The 13902-nt window shown below is 69.8% G+C and carries 14 protein-coding genes; 12 read left to right on the top strand and 2 right to left on the bottom strand.

The features are described 5' to 3' along the window. Positions 1–29 precede the first annotated feature (29 nt). A complete protein-coding gene (locus AB0L64_RS40185) occupies positions 30–788 on the bottom strand; it encodes a FadR/GntR family transcriptional regulator (protein ID WP_363718230.1) in 759 nt (252 codons plus the stop codon). Positions 789–896: 108 nt separating this feature from the next. On the opposite strand from AB0L64_RS40185, the gene AB0L64_RS40180 reads away from it, so the two are divergent. The 9 genes from AB0L64_RS40180 (at position 897) to AB0L64_RS40140 (ending at position 10499) form a co-directional block, all read left to right on the top strand. After that, on the top strand, positions 897–2411 hold the full coding sequence (locus AB0L64_RS40180) for an ABC transporter substrate-binding protein (RefSeq protein WP_363718229.1): 1515 nt from the start codon (positions 897–899) through the stop codon (positions 2409–2411). Beyond that, entirely contained in the window at positions 2408–3352 is a 945-nt protein-coding gene (locus AB0L64_RS40175) for an ABC transporter permease (protein ID WP_363718228.1), read from the top strand. Before AB0L64_RS40180 ends, AB0L64_RS40175 begins: the two co-directional genes overlap by 4 nt. Next, positions 3353–4171, top strand: a complete 819-nt coding sequence (locus AB0L64_RS40170; protein ID WP_363718227.1) for an ABC transporter permease — start codon at positions 3353–3355, stop codon at positions 4169–4171. Next, a complete protein-coding gene (locus tag AB0L64_RS40165; protein ID WP_363718226.1) occupies positions 4168–5121 on the top strand; it encodes an ABC transporter ATP-binding protein in 954 nt (317 codons plus the stop codon). Before AB0L64_RS40170 ends, AB0L64_RS40165 begins: the two co-directional genes overlap by 4 nt. Further along, on the top strand, positions 5114–5974 hold the full coding sequence (locus AB0L64_RS40160) for an ATP-binding cassette domain-containing protein (RefSeq protein ID WP_363718225.1): 861 nt from the start codon (positions 5114–5116) through the stop codon (positions 5972–5974). The genes AB0L64_RS40165 and AB0L64_RS40160 overlap by 8 nt, the downstream gene beginning before the upstream one ends. Continuing rightward, positions 5971–7404 carry an aldehyde dehydrogenase family protein gene (locus AB0L64_RS40155; protein WP_363718224.1) on the top strand — a complete coding sequence of 478 codons (1434 nt, stop codon included), beginning with the start codon at positions 5971–5973 and terminating at the stop codon, positions 7402–7404. The genes AB0L64_RS40160 and AB0L64_RS40155 overlap by 4 nt, the downstream gene beginning before the upstream one ends. Before the next feature lie 91 nt (positions 7405–7495). Further along, positions 7496–8257, top strand: a complete 762-nt coding sequence (locus tag AB0L64_RS40150; RefSeq protein ID WP_363718223.1) for an SDR family oxidoreductase — start codon at positions 7496–7498, stop codon at positions 8255–8257. Between the two features lie 10 nt (positions 8258–8267). Next, positions 8268–9638, top strand: a complete 1371-nt coding sequence (locus tag AB0L64_RS40145; RefSeq protein WP_363718222.1) for an amidase — start codon at positions 8268–8270, stop codon at positions 9636–9638. A gap of 3 nt (positions 9639–9641) precedes the next feature. Then, positions 9642–10499 carry a hypothetical protein gene (locus AB0L64_RS40140; RefSeq protein WP_363718221.1) on the top strand — a complete coding sequence of 286 codons (858 nt, stop codon included), beginning with the start codon at positions 9642–9644 and terminating at the stop codon, positions 10497–10499. Positions 10500–10550: 51 nt separating this feature from the next. Here the strand turns inward: AB0L64_RS40140 and AB0L64_RS40135 are convergent, their stop codons facing one another. Then, the gene (locus AB0L64_RS40135) at positions 10551–10892 is read right to left on the bottom strand and encodes a DUF2200 domain-containing protein (protein ID WP_363718220.1); all 342 of its coding nucleotides are present in this window, start codon (positions 10890–10892) and stop codon (positions 10551–10553) included. A gap of 138 nt (positions 10893–11030) precedes the next feature. On the opposite strand from AB0L64_RS40135, the gene ppgK reads away from it, so the two are divergent. The 3 genes from ppgK to AB0L64_RS40120 all read left to right on the top strand — a co-directional run bounded on the left by ppgK (position 11031) and on the right by AB0L64_RS40120 (position 13679). Continuing rightward, complete coding sequence (ppgK, locus tag AB0L64_RS40130) at positions 11031–11783, top strand: polyphosphate--glucose phosphotransferase (protein WP_363718219.1); 753 nt, start codon at positions 11031–11033, stop codon at positions 11781–11783. A 148-nt stretch (positions 11784–11931) separates the two neighbouring features. Next, a complete protein-coding gene (locus AB0L64_RS40125; protein WP_363718218.1) occupies positions 11932–12606 on the top strand; it encodes an RNA polymerase sigma factor in 675 nt (224 codons plus the stop codon). Further along, on the top strand, positions 12603–13679 hold the full coding sequence (locus tag AB0L64_RS40120) for a CU044_5270 family protein (protein WP_363718217.1): 1077 nt from the start codon (positions 12603–12605) through the stop codon (positions 13677–13679). Before AB0L64_RS40125 ends, AB0L64_RS40120 begins: the two co-directional genes overlap by 4 nt. The last annotated feature ends 223 nt before the right edge of the window (positions 13680–13902 follow it).

Below are 13902 nucleotides of genomic sequence, written 5' to 3'. Positions count from 1 at the left end.
GATTCCCGACAGAATGACACGGGAATCCGTCAATCTTCTATGAGCGCCCGCAACGTTTCCTGTTCGGAGTCGGGCACATACCCTGCGTAGTAGTCGAACATGTTCTGCCGGGCCAGCCGGGCGGCGGCGTGGCCGTTGCCGGCCCGGATCGCGTCCACCACCTCGGCGTGGTGGTGCAGCGACTCGAGCATCAGCGCGCGGCTGTTCGGCGCGTGCGCGATCTTGTCGGAGATCAGTCCGAGGACGACGCCGCGGACGACGTCGTTGCAGGTCTGGATCAGCGAGTTCCGGCTGATCCGCGCGATCAGCTCGTGGAAGGCGAGATCGGCCTCGCTGAACGCGGCGAAGTCGACGTCGATCGCGTCCCGCATCGCGACCAGGGTCGCCTCGAGCTCGTCCAGTTGCTCCGGCGTCCGCAGCCGGGAGGCGACCTGGATCGCGGCGCCGTCCATGATCATCCGGAACCCGAGCAGCTCGCTCAGGCTCAGCTCGTCGACCCGGGCCAGCCGGGCCACCTGCTTGCGCAGTGCGGACGAGGAGAACGGCAGGATCTCCGGGCCGTTCGGATCGCCGGGCCGGGAGCGGACCACGCCGTTGCTCTCCAGCACCCGCAGCGCCTCGCGGACCGTCGACCGGCTGACCGCGAACTGCGCGACCAGCTCCCGCTCGCTCGGCAGCCGCTGGCCGGGGGTCAGGTCACCGCGGGCCAGCGCCTCCTCGATCTGTTCGACGATCCGCTGGTAGGCGCGCACCGGTTGTACGGGCTGGAACCGCGGGCTCTTTGTCATCCGGCACACCCCCAGTCGCTTGACAGGCACCTGAGCAGAGGACAAACCTAGTGGCCCATTGAGACCTAGTCCACTGGTCAGACCAGTTGGCGCACCGGAGGAGTAGACGTGAAGTCGTCGATTTACACTCGAGCGGTCGCAGTCCTCGCCTCCGCCGCGCTGCTCGCGGTGAGCGCCTGCTCGGCCGGGTCGAGTACGTCGTCCGGCAGCTCGCCGGGCGGTGACCAGAACCTGTCGATCGGCCTGGTCGCCGAGCCGGCCAGCCTCGACTTCACCACCACCGACGGCGCCGCGATCCCGCAGGTGCTGCTCGGGAACGTCTACGAGACCCTGGTCAAGCAGGACGACTCCGGCAAGATCGTGCCCTCGCTGGCGAAGTCGTGGACGGTGTCGCCGGACCGCAAGACGTACACGTTCGATCTGGTCGACAACGCGAAGTTCACCAACGACAAGCAGTTCACGGCCAGCGACGCGGTGTTCAGCATCAACCGGGTGAAGACCGCCTGGACGACGTCACTGAAGGCCGCGATGGACGTGGTCTCGCAGGCCAAGGCGCTGTCGCCGACCCAGCTGCAGGTCACGCTGGCGAAGCCGAGCAACGACTGGCTGTTCCGGATGACCACCCGGATCGGCGCGATGTTCTCCGAGAGCGGCGTCAGCGCACTGGCGACGGCCCCGGTCGGCTCCGGCCCGTACACGTTCTCGAAGTGGAACCGCGGCGACTCGATCGTCCTGGTCCGCAACGACAAGTACTGGGGTTCGAAGCCGTTCTTCCGGCAGATCACGCTGAAGTACTTCAAGGACGCGACCGCGCTGAACAACGCGCTGCTCACCGGCACGATCAACGTGATCAGCACGGTGCAGGCGCCCGAGGCGCTCAGCCAGTTCACCAGCAACGACAAGTACCAGGTGATCGAGGGCACGACGAACGGCGAGGTCCTGCTGTCCTTCAACAACTCGCTGCCGTTGTTCAAGGACATCCGGACCCGGCAGGCGATCCGGATGGCGATCGACCACAAGGCGCTGCTGGACACCTGCTGGGCCGGCCGCGGCAAGCTGATCGGCAGCATGGTCCCGCCGACCGACCCGTGGTACGAGGACCTCACCGGCGTCACGCCGTACGACCTGGCCAAGGCGAAGTCGTTGCTGCAGGCCTCCGGCGCGGTCGGCAAGACGCTCCGGCTCCGGCTCCCGACGTTGCCGTACGCAACGTCCTGCGGCCAGGTGGTGAAGAGCCAGCTGGAGCAGGCCGGCCTGAAGGTGCGGATCGACCAGCTGGAGTTCCCGGCGGCGTGGCTGACGACGGTGTTCAAGAACGCCGACTACGACCTGTCGATCATCGCGCACGTCGAGCCGCGGGACCTCGGGGCGGTCTTCGGAAACCCGAAGTACTACACGAGGTACGACGACCCGACGCTGCAGGGCTACCTGGCCGCGGCGGACGCCGGTGACGAGGCCGCTCAGGTCGACAACCTGAAGAAGGCGGCGCGCCGGCTGTCCGAGCAGGCCGCGGGCGACTGGCTGTTCCTGCTGCCGAACCTGATGGTCGCGGACAAGGACATCAAGGGCTTGCCGACCAACGCGATCACCGAGAACTTCGATCTCTCCAAGCTCGCCCGATGATTCTCCGCCTGATCGAGCGCACCGGCGTGTTCTTGGTCAGTCTCGCGGTGAGCTCGGTGCTGGTCTTCGCGTTCATGGCGGTGCTGCCCGGCGATCCGGCCCGGGTCGCGCTCGGCGTGAACGCCTCCGACGAGGCGGTGGCCGAACTGCGCCGGCAGTTCGGCCTCGACCGCCCGCTGCCGACGCAGTACTTCGACTGGCTGGGCGGACTGCTGCACGGTGACCTCGGCACGTCGTACGTGTCGAAAGCAGCGATCGGCCCGCAGGTCTTCGACCGGTTCCAGGTCACGCTGTGGCTGGTCGTCGCCGGCATGGTCATCGCGCTCGCCATCGCCGTGCCGGCCGGGACCCTGATGGCGGCCCGGCACCGCAAGGTGTCCGGGCTGGCGCTGTCGGCGGTCTCCCAGGTCGGCGTCGCGGTGCCCGCGTTCCTCGCGGGCATCCTGCTGATCGTCGTGTTCGCGGTGAAGCTCGGCTGGCTCCCGGCGAACGGCTGGACGCCGCCGGCGCAGGATCCCGCGATGTTCCTCCAGCAACTGATCCTCCCCGCGCTCGCACTCGGACTCGTCCAAGGCGCCGTCCTCACCCGCTACGTCCGCAGCGCGGTCCTCGACGTACTGCGCGAGGACTACCTCCGCACCGCCCGCGCCAAAGGCCTCCGCCCCTTCCAAGCCCTCTGGAAGCACGGCCTGCGCAACGCCGCCGTGCCGGTCGTCACCGTCCTCGGCCTCCAGTTGGCGACGCTCCTGATCGGTGCCGTCGTCGTCGAGCGCGTCTTCGTCATCCCAGGACTGGGCAGCCTCCTGCTCGACGGCGTGTCGAACCGCGACCTGCTCCTGGTGCAGGACGTCGTGATGGTCCTGGTCCTCGCCGTACTCCTGGTCAACTTCCTCGTCGACGTCCTGTACGTCGCCCTCGACCCGAGACTGAGGACGGCGTAGATGAGACGACTGAACCCGAGCCTGATCGCCGGCGGCGTGATCGTCGCGGTGATCGTCGCGATGGCGCTGGTGTCGCTCGTCTGGACGCCGTACGACGCCACGCTCGTCACCCCGTCGTCCCGGTTGCTGAAACCGTCGTGGTCGCACTGGTTCGGCACCGACAAGTTCGGCCGGGACGTGTTCAGCCAGATCATGGTCGGCTCGCGGACCACGTTGTTCGTCGGCGTCGTCGCGGTCGGCGTGGCCGCGGTCATCGGCGTACCGCTGGGGATCCTGGCCGCGATGGTCCGGCGCTGGCCGGGCGAGGCGATCATGCGCGCCAACGACCTGCTGCTCGCGTTCCCGGCGTTGCTGCTGGCGATCATGTTCGGCGCCGTGTTCGGGGCCAGCACCCTGACCGCGATGATCGCGATCGGCATCGCGTCGGTGCCGAGCTTCGCGCGGGTGATCCGCAGCGGGGCGCTGCAGGTGATGCGGTCCGAGTACGTGCTCGCCGCGCGCGCGGCCGGCCGGCAGCCGTTCCCGATCGCGGTCCGGCACGTGCTGCCGAACGTGACCAGCCTGATCACGGTGCAGGCCTCGGTGTCGTTCGCGATCGCGGTGCTGGCCGAGGCGGCGCTGTCGTTCCTCGGGTACGGGACGCCGCCGCCGACCCCGTCCTGGGGCCGGATGCTGCAGGAGAGCCAGGAGTTCCTGTTCAGCGCGCCGCGCCTGGCGATCTTCCCCGGTCTCGCGATCGCGATCGCCGTCCTCGGCTTCAACCTGCTGGGCGACGGCCTGCGCGACCGGTTCGACCCGAAGCTGGAGGACCGGCGATGAGCGACGTACTGACGGTGCGCGGGCTGAGCGTTTCCGTGCGGGAGACGACGCTGGTGTCCGACGTCGACCTGACCGTCGGCGCGGGGGAGCGGGTCGGGCTGATCGGGGAGTCCGGGTCGGGCAAATCGCTGACCGCGCTGAGTATCCTCGGTCTGTTGCCCGAGGACGTGCGAGCCGACGGTTCGGTTCGCGTCGACGGTGTGGACCACGAGTTGGTGGGCGCGGACGAACGGCGGATGTCCCGGATCCGCGGCCGCGACATCGCGATGGTCTTCCAGGAGCCGATGACCGCGCTGAACCCGACCATGCGGATCGGCGACCAGCTCACCGAGGCGATGCTGATCCACAAGACACTCGCGAAACCCGCGGCCCGGGCCGCGGCGGCCGATCTGCTCGACCGCGTGCAGCTGCCTGCCGAGACGCTCCGTGCGTACCCGCACCAGCTGTCCGGTGGCCAACGGCAACGAGTCGTCCTGGCACTCGCCTTGGCCAACGACCCGGCGCTCCTGATCTGCGACGAGCCGACCACCGCGCTGGACGTCACGGTGCAGGCACTCGTCCTCGACCTGATCGTCCGCGGTGTCATGGACCGGTCGTCGGCGTTGCTCTTCATCACCCACGACCTCGCCGTCGTCGCCACGGTCTGCGAACGCGTCCTGGTCATGTACGGCGGACGCGTCGTCGAGGCAGGCCCTGTCAGCGAGGTGTTCACGCGCCCGCGCCACCGCTACACCGAGGGTCTGCTCGCGGCGTCCGACCTCGAGACCACGTCCCGTCGTCTCACCACGATCCCGGGCAACGTGCCGCCCGCCGGCCGGTTCCCGTCGGGCTGCGTCTTCCGGACGCGGTGCGCAAACGCCACTGCCCTGTGCGAGGAACTGCCGGCATGGACCGGATCGGAAACGCGCGGCTTCGCCTGCCACCACCCAGCCGGAGACGCCGATGCCTGAGCACGTCCCGACTGAGCAGATCCCCGCCGCGATCCGGGTCGTCGACCTGGTGCGTGACTACCCGCGCCCTCGGACCTCGCTGCTCAAGCCCGCGCCTGTCGTGCACGCACTGCGCGGCGTCAGCTTGGAGGTCAAGCAGGGCGAGCGATTCGGCATCGTCGGCGAATCCGGATGCGGCAAGTCGACGCTGCTGCGCCTGATCGCCGCCCTCGACCGCGCGACCTCCGGCCAGGTGATCGTCGAGGGCACCGACATCACCAGGCTTCCGGAGCGCCGGCTGCGGCCGCTGCGCGAGAACCTCCAGCTCGTCTTCCAGGACCCGATGAGCTCCCTCGACCCCCGGATGCGGGTTCGCGACATCATCGCCGAACCGCTCGTCGTCCAAGGCCATCCGGCGTCCGGAGCCCGCGTCCGCGAGTTGCTCGAGGCCGTCGGCCTGTCCGCGGACGCCGGCGACCGGTACCCGCACCAGTTCTCCGGCGGTCAGCGGCAGCGCATCTCGATTGCCCGCGCCCTCGCCCCGCGTCCGCGGATCCTGGTCGCGGACGAACCGGTGAGCGCCCTCGATGTCTCCGTCCGGGCCCAGGTGCTCAACCTGATCTCCGACCTGGTCGACGAGCTCAACCTGACCTTGGTGTTTGTCTCGCACGATCTGTCCGTGGTCAAACACGTCTGCGACCGCGTGGCGGTGATGAACGCCGGCGAGATCGTCGAGACCGGCGCCACCGGCGACGTGTACGCCGCCCCGCAGCATCCCTACACGCAGCGCCTGGTCTCGGCCATCCCGACACTGCAGCGCGCGCTCTCCGGCGCGACCACGTCCGACCTGCTCGCGAAGGGAGATCCCGCATGAAGTTTCCAGCCGGCCTGCCGATCGGTGAGTCCTGGGTCGAGGCACCGGCCACCGCGCCGGTGATCTTCCCGTACGACGGGTCCACCGTGGCGGAGGCGCCCGTCGGGGACGTCCCGCTGGCGCGCGCAGCCCTCGACCATGCGCTCGCCGTCCGCGAGACGGTCGGCCGCCTGCCGTCGTACGTGCGCCGGAACGTCTTGCAGAGCGTGCATTCCGCGGTGCTCGCCGCCCGCGACGAGTTCGTGGATCTGCTGGTGCTGGAGACCGGGAAGCCACTGGTCGACTGCCGGGTGGAGATCGACCGGACGCTGCTCACCCTGGAGACGTCGGCCGAGGAGGTCGCCCGGCTGCACGGCGAGACCGTGCCGCTCGACCTGCTGCCGAGCGGTGCGGGCTTGCAGGGCTTCTGGGTTCGCAAGCCGATCGGCGTGGTCATCGGGATCACCGGCTTCAACTATCCGTTGCTGCTCGCGGCGCACAAGATCGCGCCCGCGTTGGCGGCCGGGTGCCCGATCATCGTGAAGCCGGCGCCGCAGACGCCGCTCGCGACGCTCTGGCTCGCTCACCTGATGCGCTCGGCGCTCGCCGACGCGGGCGCGCCGGAGAGCGCCCTCCAGGTGATCACCGGCGCAGCGGACGTCGGCGCGACGTTGACGACCGACGATCGGATCGGCGCCGTCTCCTTCACCGGGTCGGCCGCCGTCGGGCATCGGATCGCGCGGGACGCCGCACCGACGAAGGTCCTGCTGGAGCTCGGGTCGAACTCCGCGCTGGTCGTCGCCGCGGACGCCGACCTGGACGCGGCCGCCGACGCGATCGTGCGCGGCGGGTACTACGCGTCCGGGCAGGCCTGCATCTCGGTCCAGCGCGTGATCGCCGTCGAATCCGTGCGTACGGCGTTGCTGGACAAGCTCGCCGCCCGGATGCCGGGCGTCGTGGTCGGTGACCCGCGCGACCCGGAGACGCGGGTGTCGGCGCTGATCAACCCGGCGTCGACGGATCGCGTTCGGGCGTGGGTCGGCGACGCGGTCCACGCCGGCGCGTCGATCGCCTACGAGGCCCCCGGCGACGTCCTCGGTCCGATCGTGCTGACCGACGTACCGGACGGGCTGCCGGCCTGGGACGAGGAGATCTTCGGGCCGGTGATCGCCGTACGGTCGGTGCCGGACGTCGAGACTGCTCTGCGCGCGGTCAACGAGACCCGGTACGGGTTGCACGCGAGCGTCTTCACGTCCTCGCTCGAGACCGCCTTCGCTGCGATCGATCGGCTCGACGTCGGGGGAGTGGTGATCAACGAGGTCCCCGGTTTCCGCTCCGACGTGATGCCGTACGGCGGCGTAAAGCACTCCGGCACCGGCCGAGAAGGCCCGCGCTTCGCCATCGAGGAGCTCACCACGACCCGGATGGCCATCATCCGCCCGCGCCCATGACCAAACTTTGTGCACCCACCAACCAGATCGCACCGCCGGAAACGGTTGGTGCGGGCCCAAGGTCGGCACAACAGCACGAGGGGACGCGCTGATGGACTACGCGAGGTTGTTTCGGCTCGACGGCAAGCATGCGGTGGTGGTCGGCGCGGGGAGCGGGATCGGGCGCGAGAGCGCGCTCGCCCTGGCGGCGCATGGTGCGCGAGTGACCTGTGCGGACCGCGACCTCGCCGCCGCGCGCGAGACGGCCGGCGCCGAGTTGGCGGCGTACGAGCTGGATGTGCTGGACGACTCCGCGGTCGAGCGGGCCGCTGCCGAGCTGGATCCGGTGGACGTGCTCGTCTTCACCGCGGCGACGAACGTGCGGAAGCGGATCCTCGACTACACCGGCGAGGAGTTCGACCGCGTCGTGTCGCTGAACCTGCGGGCGTCGTTCCAGCTCGTCCGCGCGTTCGGCAAGGGCATGGCGGAGCGGGGCAGCGGCAGCATCATCGGCTTCAGCTCGATCCGCGGGACCACGGTCGAACCGGGACAATCGGTGTACGCGGCGACCAAGGCAGGCCTCGTCCAGCTGCTGCGCACCGCGGCCGCCGAGCTCGGCCCGTCCGGCGTCCGCGCGAACGCGATCGCCCCAGGTGTCGTCGAGACCCCGCTGACCGCGCAGATCAAGGCCGACCAGGGCTGGTACGACGCTTACGCGCGCAAGGGAGCGCTCGGCCGGTGGGCACAGCCCCAGGAACTCGCCGGTGCGGTCGTCTACCTCGCCTCCGACGCGGCGAGCTTCGTGACCGGGAGCGTGCTCGCGGTCGACGGCGGCTGGACCGCGGTCGACGGCCGCTTCGACCCCCCGAACTGAGGAGTGCCGCATGAATCTCGCTGACCTGACCGCCACCGAACTCCTGGCGAGGTACCGCGACGGCTCGGTGTCCCCGGTCGAGGTCGTCGAGGACGTGCTGACCCGCGTCGCGGCGTGGGAACCGCAGCTGTGTGCGCTCTACGCGCCGGATCCGGAGGGCGCGCGGGCGGCGGCGCAGGAGTCCGAGCGGCGCTGGCGGGCCGGTACGGCGGGCGCGCTGGACGGCGTACCCGTGACCGTCAAGGAGAACATCGCGACCCGCGGAACACCCGTACCGCAAGGGACCGCGGCGACCGCGCTGGTCCCGGCGGCCGCGGACGACCCCGCCGCGGCCCGGCTGCGCGCGGCCGGGGCGGTGATCTTCAGCAAGACGACGATGCCGGAGTACGGGATGCTGTCGTCCGGTGTCTCGACGTTCCACCGGCTGACGCGCAACCCGTGGGACCTGTCGAAGACGGCCGGCGGTTCGAGCGCGGGCGCGGCCGCCGCGGCGGCGGCCGGCTACGGGCCGATCCACGTCGGCACCGACATCGGCGGATCGATCCGGTTGCCGGCCGGGTGGTGCGGACTGGTCGGGCTGAAGCCGACGCACGGACGGATCGCGGTCGGCAGCCCGTACGCCGGGCGTGCGATCGGGCCGCTGACCCGCACGGCGCCGGACGCGACGCTCGCGTTGCGGGTGATGTCCGGGTACGACCCGCGCGACCACACGTCGATCCCGCCGGCGTCCGACGAGTTCGCCGTCGAGGTCGAAGGGCTGCGGGTCGCCCTGCTCCTCGACGCGGGCGTCGGGCTGCCGGTCGACCCCGAGGTCACGGCCGCGGTGTCGGCCGTGGCTGCCGTGCTCGAGAGCGGCGGCGCGATCGTCGAACCGATCCGGCCGGTCATCACCCGCGCGATGCTCGACGGCCTCGACCGCTTCTGGCGGATCCGCTCCGCGACCGATATCGCGGCTCTGCCCGAGGAGCGGCGCGCGAAGGTCCTGCCGCAGATCCGCTCCTGGGTCGCGTCGGCGTCCGACCTCACCGCGGCCGACGTCTTCCACGGATACAGCCAGATGGGCGCGATGGCGGCCGCGGTCGGCCGGGTGTTCACGACGTACGACGTGATCCTGTCGCCGGTCGCCCCGATCACGGCGTTCCGCGCGGAGCTGGCGTACCCGACCGACGACCCGGGCAGGCCGTTCGAGCACATCGCGTTCACGGTCCCGTACAACATGTCGCAGCACCCGGCGACCACGGTCAACGCCGGCTGGTCCGCGTCCGGGCTGCCGATCGGCGCGCAGCTCGCCGTACCGCATCACCAGGACCTGCGGGCGCTGGCCTTGGCCCAGTACCTCGACAGCCGGCGACCGGAGCAGCGAGACTGGCCGACGAGGTGACGAATGGCCGGCTCCGGAGGTACGCCGCACGCTGACGCGACGCAGCGCGGTCTGACTTCGCACTGTTACCGGATGCTCGGCTCCGTCACCGAAGCCGTCGAGATCGCGGCGGTCGCGAACAGCTACGACGAAGCCACCCGCGCGTGTCTGCAGCGCTCCGGCCGGCGCCCGCTGCCGTCGGATCTCGCCGGGCCGAGCGCCGACCCCGAGGGCGTGCTGTCGGAGAGCCAGGAGATTCTCTGGCTGGAGCCGATTCCCACGCACCTGATGGACGATCGCCCGATCGACCTCGGGCTGATTGCCGCACTCCAGCGGCTGACACCGGCCAAGCGCGCCGCGACAGTCCTCCATCTTGAAGGCAGAGCTCCGTCAGGCGACGTTCGGCCCGCGCCGCTCACTCCGGCTCCGGCGCTCGTCCCCGACAGCGTCCTGCTGGCGCGCTACCGCGCCGCCTTCGAGCAGTACGACGTCCCCGCGATCGTCACGCTCTTCACCGACGACGCGATCTGGGAGATGCCGCCGTTCACGTCCTGGTTCCGCGGTGCCCGCGACATCGGCCGCCTGATCAGCACCCACTGTCCCGCCGAACGCCCCGGCGACCAGTACCTCGTCCCGCTGCAAGCCAACGGCCACCCCGCTTTCGCCGTCTACATGCGAGACCCGAAGGACAACATCCACCGGGCCTTCCAGATCCAGGTCCTCACCCTGACAGCCACCGCGATCGTGCACGCGGTCGCCTTCTTCGACCTGTCCCTCTTCCAGACCTTCCACCTGCCGGACCTCCTGACAGGCCTGCCCCCGAACCCGTACGACGGCACTCTCAGACCCCACGTCGAACGCATCTCGCATCCGCGGGGCTGATTCCGATCGCAGGCATCCTGCACACCCTGACCCGCAGCGCCGTACGCGCCGCTAAGCTCGCAAGATCTTGTTCATCGGCTTGCCCTTGGCGAGTTCGTCGACCAGTTTGTCCAGGTAGCGGATTTTCTGCAGCAGCGGATCCTCGATGCCTTCGACACGCACGCCACACACCACCCCGGTGATCGACGACGCGCGGGGATTGAGCTGCGCGCCGGCGAAGAAGTCCTCGAAGGTCGTCCCGGCTTCCAGGTGACGCTCCAACGCGGCGGACCCGAACCCGGTCAGCCACTCGATGACCTGGTCCAGCTCTGCCTTCGTTCGCCCCTTCTTCTCGACTTTCGCCACGTACAGCGGGTACACGGACGCGAAACTGACGGTGAAGATCCGGCTCATCGCTCAAAGCTAGCGAACGGCCGTACTTCTGCTCGGCAACCTCTTCGTCCTCGGCCGGCGCTGAGCGGTCGTGCTGACGGCGGGGTACAAAGGTCTGGACAGCAGCTTGCCGACGAGGAGAGGGATCAGGTGCCCAGGATGAAGACGTCCACCGCTTTCGGGGTCGACATCGGCGGCAGCGGGATCAAGGGTGCCGTGGTCGACCTGGAGAAGGGCGATCTGGCCGCGGAGCGGGTGAAGTACCTGACGCCCGTCCCGTCGACTCCGAAGGCCGTCGCCGAGGTCGTGGCCCGGCTGGTCGAGGAGGCCGGATGGACCGGTGAGCTGGGCGCGACGTTCCCGGCCGTGATCAGGCACGGGGTGGCCCAGACCGCGGCGAACGTCGACAAGAGCTGGATCGGGACCGACGTCGACAAGGTCTTCAGCGACATCACCCACTGCGCCGTGACCGTGCTCAACGACGCCGACGCGGCCGGCATCGCCGAGGCCCGGTTCGGCGCGGCCAAGGGCGTCGGCGGCGTGGTCATCCTGCTCACCTTCGGCACCGGCATCGGCAGCGCGCTCCTGGTCGACGGCCGGCTCGTGCCCAACACCGAGCTCGGTCACCTCGAGCTGGACGGCTACGACGCGGAGAAGAGGGCGTCCTCGGCGGCGAAGGACAACGAGGGCCTGTCGTACAAGCAGTGGGCCAAGCGGGTGCAGCGCTACCTCCGGCACGTGGAGGGCCTGTTCAGCCCCGACCTGTTCGTGGTCGGCGGCGGGGTCAGCAAGCACGCCGAAAAGTGGGTGCCGCTGCTCGACATCTCCACCCCGGTGAAGCCGGCTCAACTGCTCAACAACGCCGGCATCGTCGGAGCTGCGATGGCCGCGCACGAGAAGTTCACCGGGTAGGCCGGCCCAGTCGCTGTCAGCATCCGGCATGTCAGAAACCTGAACGCGTCCGCGGATCAGTGGCTGGGAGACCGTGAGGACGCGGACGCTGCCTTAGGCTCCGGACGTGTGGCGGGAACCGGAACGGGTCGATCGGGCATAAGGGCGCATGTATCGATTCCACGTTGGCATTGCCGAGGACGACCCGCCTGAGGTCGCGCCGGGCGAAGCCGCCCTGACGGGACCAGTCAACGTCGGCCCCGGTCCGTCTCGACCCGACCGCGCGTCTCCGTCGGAGGTCGATCCGATCCCCGACACTCCTGAGGGCTTCGCCCGCCTGTTCGATCTGTACGCCCGCCGAATCCATCGCTACGTCACACGTCGGCTCGGCACCAGCGAAGCGGACGATCTGGTCGGCCAGACCTTTCTGATCGCCTTCGAGCGCAGACAGCGGTACGCCGCCGCGTCGGTCGGTGCGCTCCCGCTGCTGTACGGGATCGCAACCAACCTGATCCATCGCAAGCGCCGCGACGAGGTCCGCCAGTATCTGGCCTACGCCCGGTCCCGACCGGCGGCCGTCGACCAGCACACTGCCCCCTTCGCCGCTGACGTCGCGGCGCGTGTCGACGCTGCCTCGGCTTCACGGATCCTGACCGGTGTTCTCGCCCGCCTGCGGCAGGCGGAGCGCGACGTACTGCTGCTGTACGCCTGGGAAGACCTCGGGTACGCCGAGATCGCCGAGGCGCTGAATGTGCCGATCGGAACCGTTCGCTCCCGCCTTCACCGAGCCCGTCGAGCCCTCCGCTCCGCGCTCGGTCCCGACTTCGAGGAGAACCTGTCATGACCGAGATCGACCTGCTCAAGCGCGTACGCGACGACGTACCGGAACCCGGCCCGCTCGTCCTGGCTCGAGCCCGTCAGCGCCTGCTGACCGCGCAGCCCGTACGCCGTCGCGTGGTCCGGCCGCGGCTTGTTGTCGCGGGTGGCCTTGCGCTGACCCTGGCCGGCGGGCTCCTCGCTGCCGACGTGATGAGCCGCGATGGCAGCTCGGCGGTGCCCGGGGCCACGGCCGATGCCGGCACGTTCCTGGCTGACGCTGCGGCGAAGGCGAAGGCCGATCCTGAGGCGTCGATCCCGCCTGGGAAGTTCCGCCAGGTCACGACGGAGAGGACGTTCCTCTACAAGTTCGGTCCGAAGAAGGAGTTCACGGCGACGGAGCACCTGCGGCAGGACAGCTGGGTCACGGCCGACCCGAGCCGCCCGTACACGCTGCGGATCCAGGAGTTGGCCAAGGTGGACTTCGCCACGCCTCAGGACAAGGCCGCGGCGCGCAGGTACGCGCCTTTTCTGCTCGGCCATCCGAAGCCGCGTCTGGGGCGAGCGACCTGCAGGGGCGTTCTCATCGAGCCGGACACCCAGACGGCGCCGTGTACCCCGAGCTGGGAGTTCCCGTCACCGGCGTTTCTCGCCGGCCAGCCCCGGGATCCGGACGCTTTGCTCGCTGCGTTGCGCAAGTTCACCCCCTTGGCGCGGCATGGCGTTCCTGAGCGGCAGCTCGAGCTCGCCCGGGTCGCGGCGATGTCGGCGGACCAGCGCGCGTTCGGTCGCATCGCGTCCGCACTGAACTCGGGCTTCGCGCCGGCCGACCTGCGAGCGGCGCTGTACGAAGCCGCGCGCAAGATCCCCGGAATGCGGCTCACGGACGACGTCGAAACGCTCGACGGCAGACACGGCCGCGCGATCGGCCTCGCCGTCAACGAGGGACAGCGCCTCGACATCATCATCTCCCCGTCGACCGGCCAGAGCATCGGCTCCCGCCTGGTCGACGTCGGCAACGGGACGGCCGCGAACGACGTCGTCTACAGCGCCGAATCCTTCACGACCCGAATCACCCCCACCCAGCCCCTCACGAGGTAGTCGATCCGCCCCGCGGGACGCTGACGTAGGTCGTCCTCCCGTGAAGCTCCCGGGGCTGGTGGCCTGAAGGTCAGGTCGACCGCTCTCCGAGGCGGCCGGTCGGGACCAGCGGTCTGACAGAATCACGCTCGGTCCAGTGAGCATGTTTCAGTTGTTAACGTGTCCAGCGCTGGGTGAGGTTGTGCTGTTCAGTCGATTGGCGTGGTTTGCGGTGTCTCTGCGG

This window comes from Kribbella sp. NPDC051936 (assembly GCF_040680955.1).
Taxonomy (GTDB): Bacteria; Actinomycetota; Actinomycetes; order Propionibacteriales; family Kribbellaceae; genus Kribbella.
The sequence above is the reverse complement of the archived record's forward strand: the minus strand, read 5'-3'. Positions and strand labels throughout refer to the sequence as shown.

Coding starts and splice junctions, on each gene's coding strand:
- AB0L64_RS40185 (WP_363718230.1), bottom strand. CDS start 788: ATGACAAAGAGCCCGCGGTTCCAGCCCGTACAACCGGTGCGCGCCTAC.
- AB0L64_RS40175 (WP_363718228.1), top strand. CDS start 2,408: ATGATTCTCCGCCTGATCGAGCGCACCGGCGTGTTCTTGGTCAGTCTC.
- AB0L64_RS40170 (WP_363718227.1), top strand. CDS start 3,353: ATGAGACGACTGAACCCGAGCCTGATCGCCGGCGGCGTGATCGTCGCG.
- AB0L64_RS40165 (WP_363718226.1), top strand. CDS start 4,168: ATGAGCGACGTACTGACGGTGCGCGGGCTGAGCGTTTCCGTGCGGGAG.
- AB0L64_RS40160 (WP_363718225.1), top strand. CDS start 5,114: ATGCCTGAGCACGTCCCGACTGAGCAGATCCCCGCCGCGATCCGGGTC.
- AB0L64_RS40155 (WP_363718224.1), top strand. CDS start 5,971: ATGAAGTTTCCAGCCGGCCTGCCGATCGGTGAGTCCTGGGTCGAGGCA.
- AB0L64_RS40150 (WP_363718223.1), top strand. CDS start 7,496: ATGGACTACGCGAGGTTGTTTCGGCTCGACGGCAAGCATGCGGTGGTG.
- AB0L64_RS40145 (WP_363718222.1), top strand. CDS start 8,268: ATGAATCTCGCTGACCTGACCGCCACCGAACTCCTGGCGAGGTACCGC.
- AB0L64_RS40140 (WP_363718221.1), top strand. CDS start 9,642: ATGGCCGGCTCCGGAGGTACGCCGCACGCTGACGCGACGCAGCGCGGT.
- AB0L64_RS40135 (WP_363718220.1), bottom strand. CDS start 10,892: ATGAGCCGGATCTTCACCGTCAGTTTCGCGTCCGTGTACCCGCTGTAC.
- ppgK (WP_363718219.1), top strand. CDS start 11,031: ATGAAGACGTCCACCGCTTTCGGGGTCGACATCGGCGGCAGCGGGATC.
- AB0L64_RS40125 (WP_363718218.1), top strand. CDS start 11,932: ATGTATCGATTCCACGTTGGCATTGCCGAGGACGACCCGCCTGAGGTC.
- AB0L64_RS40120 (WP_363718217.1), top strand. CDS start 12,603: ATGACCGAGATCGACCTGCTCAAGCGCGTACGCGACGACGTACCGGAA.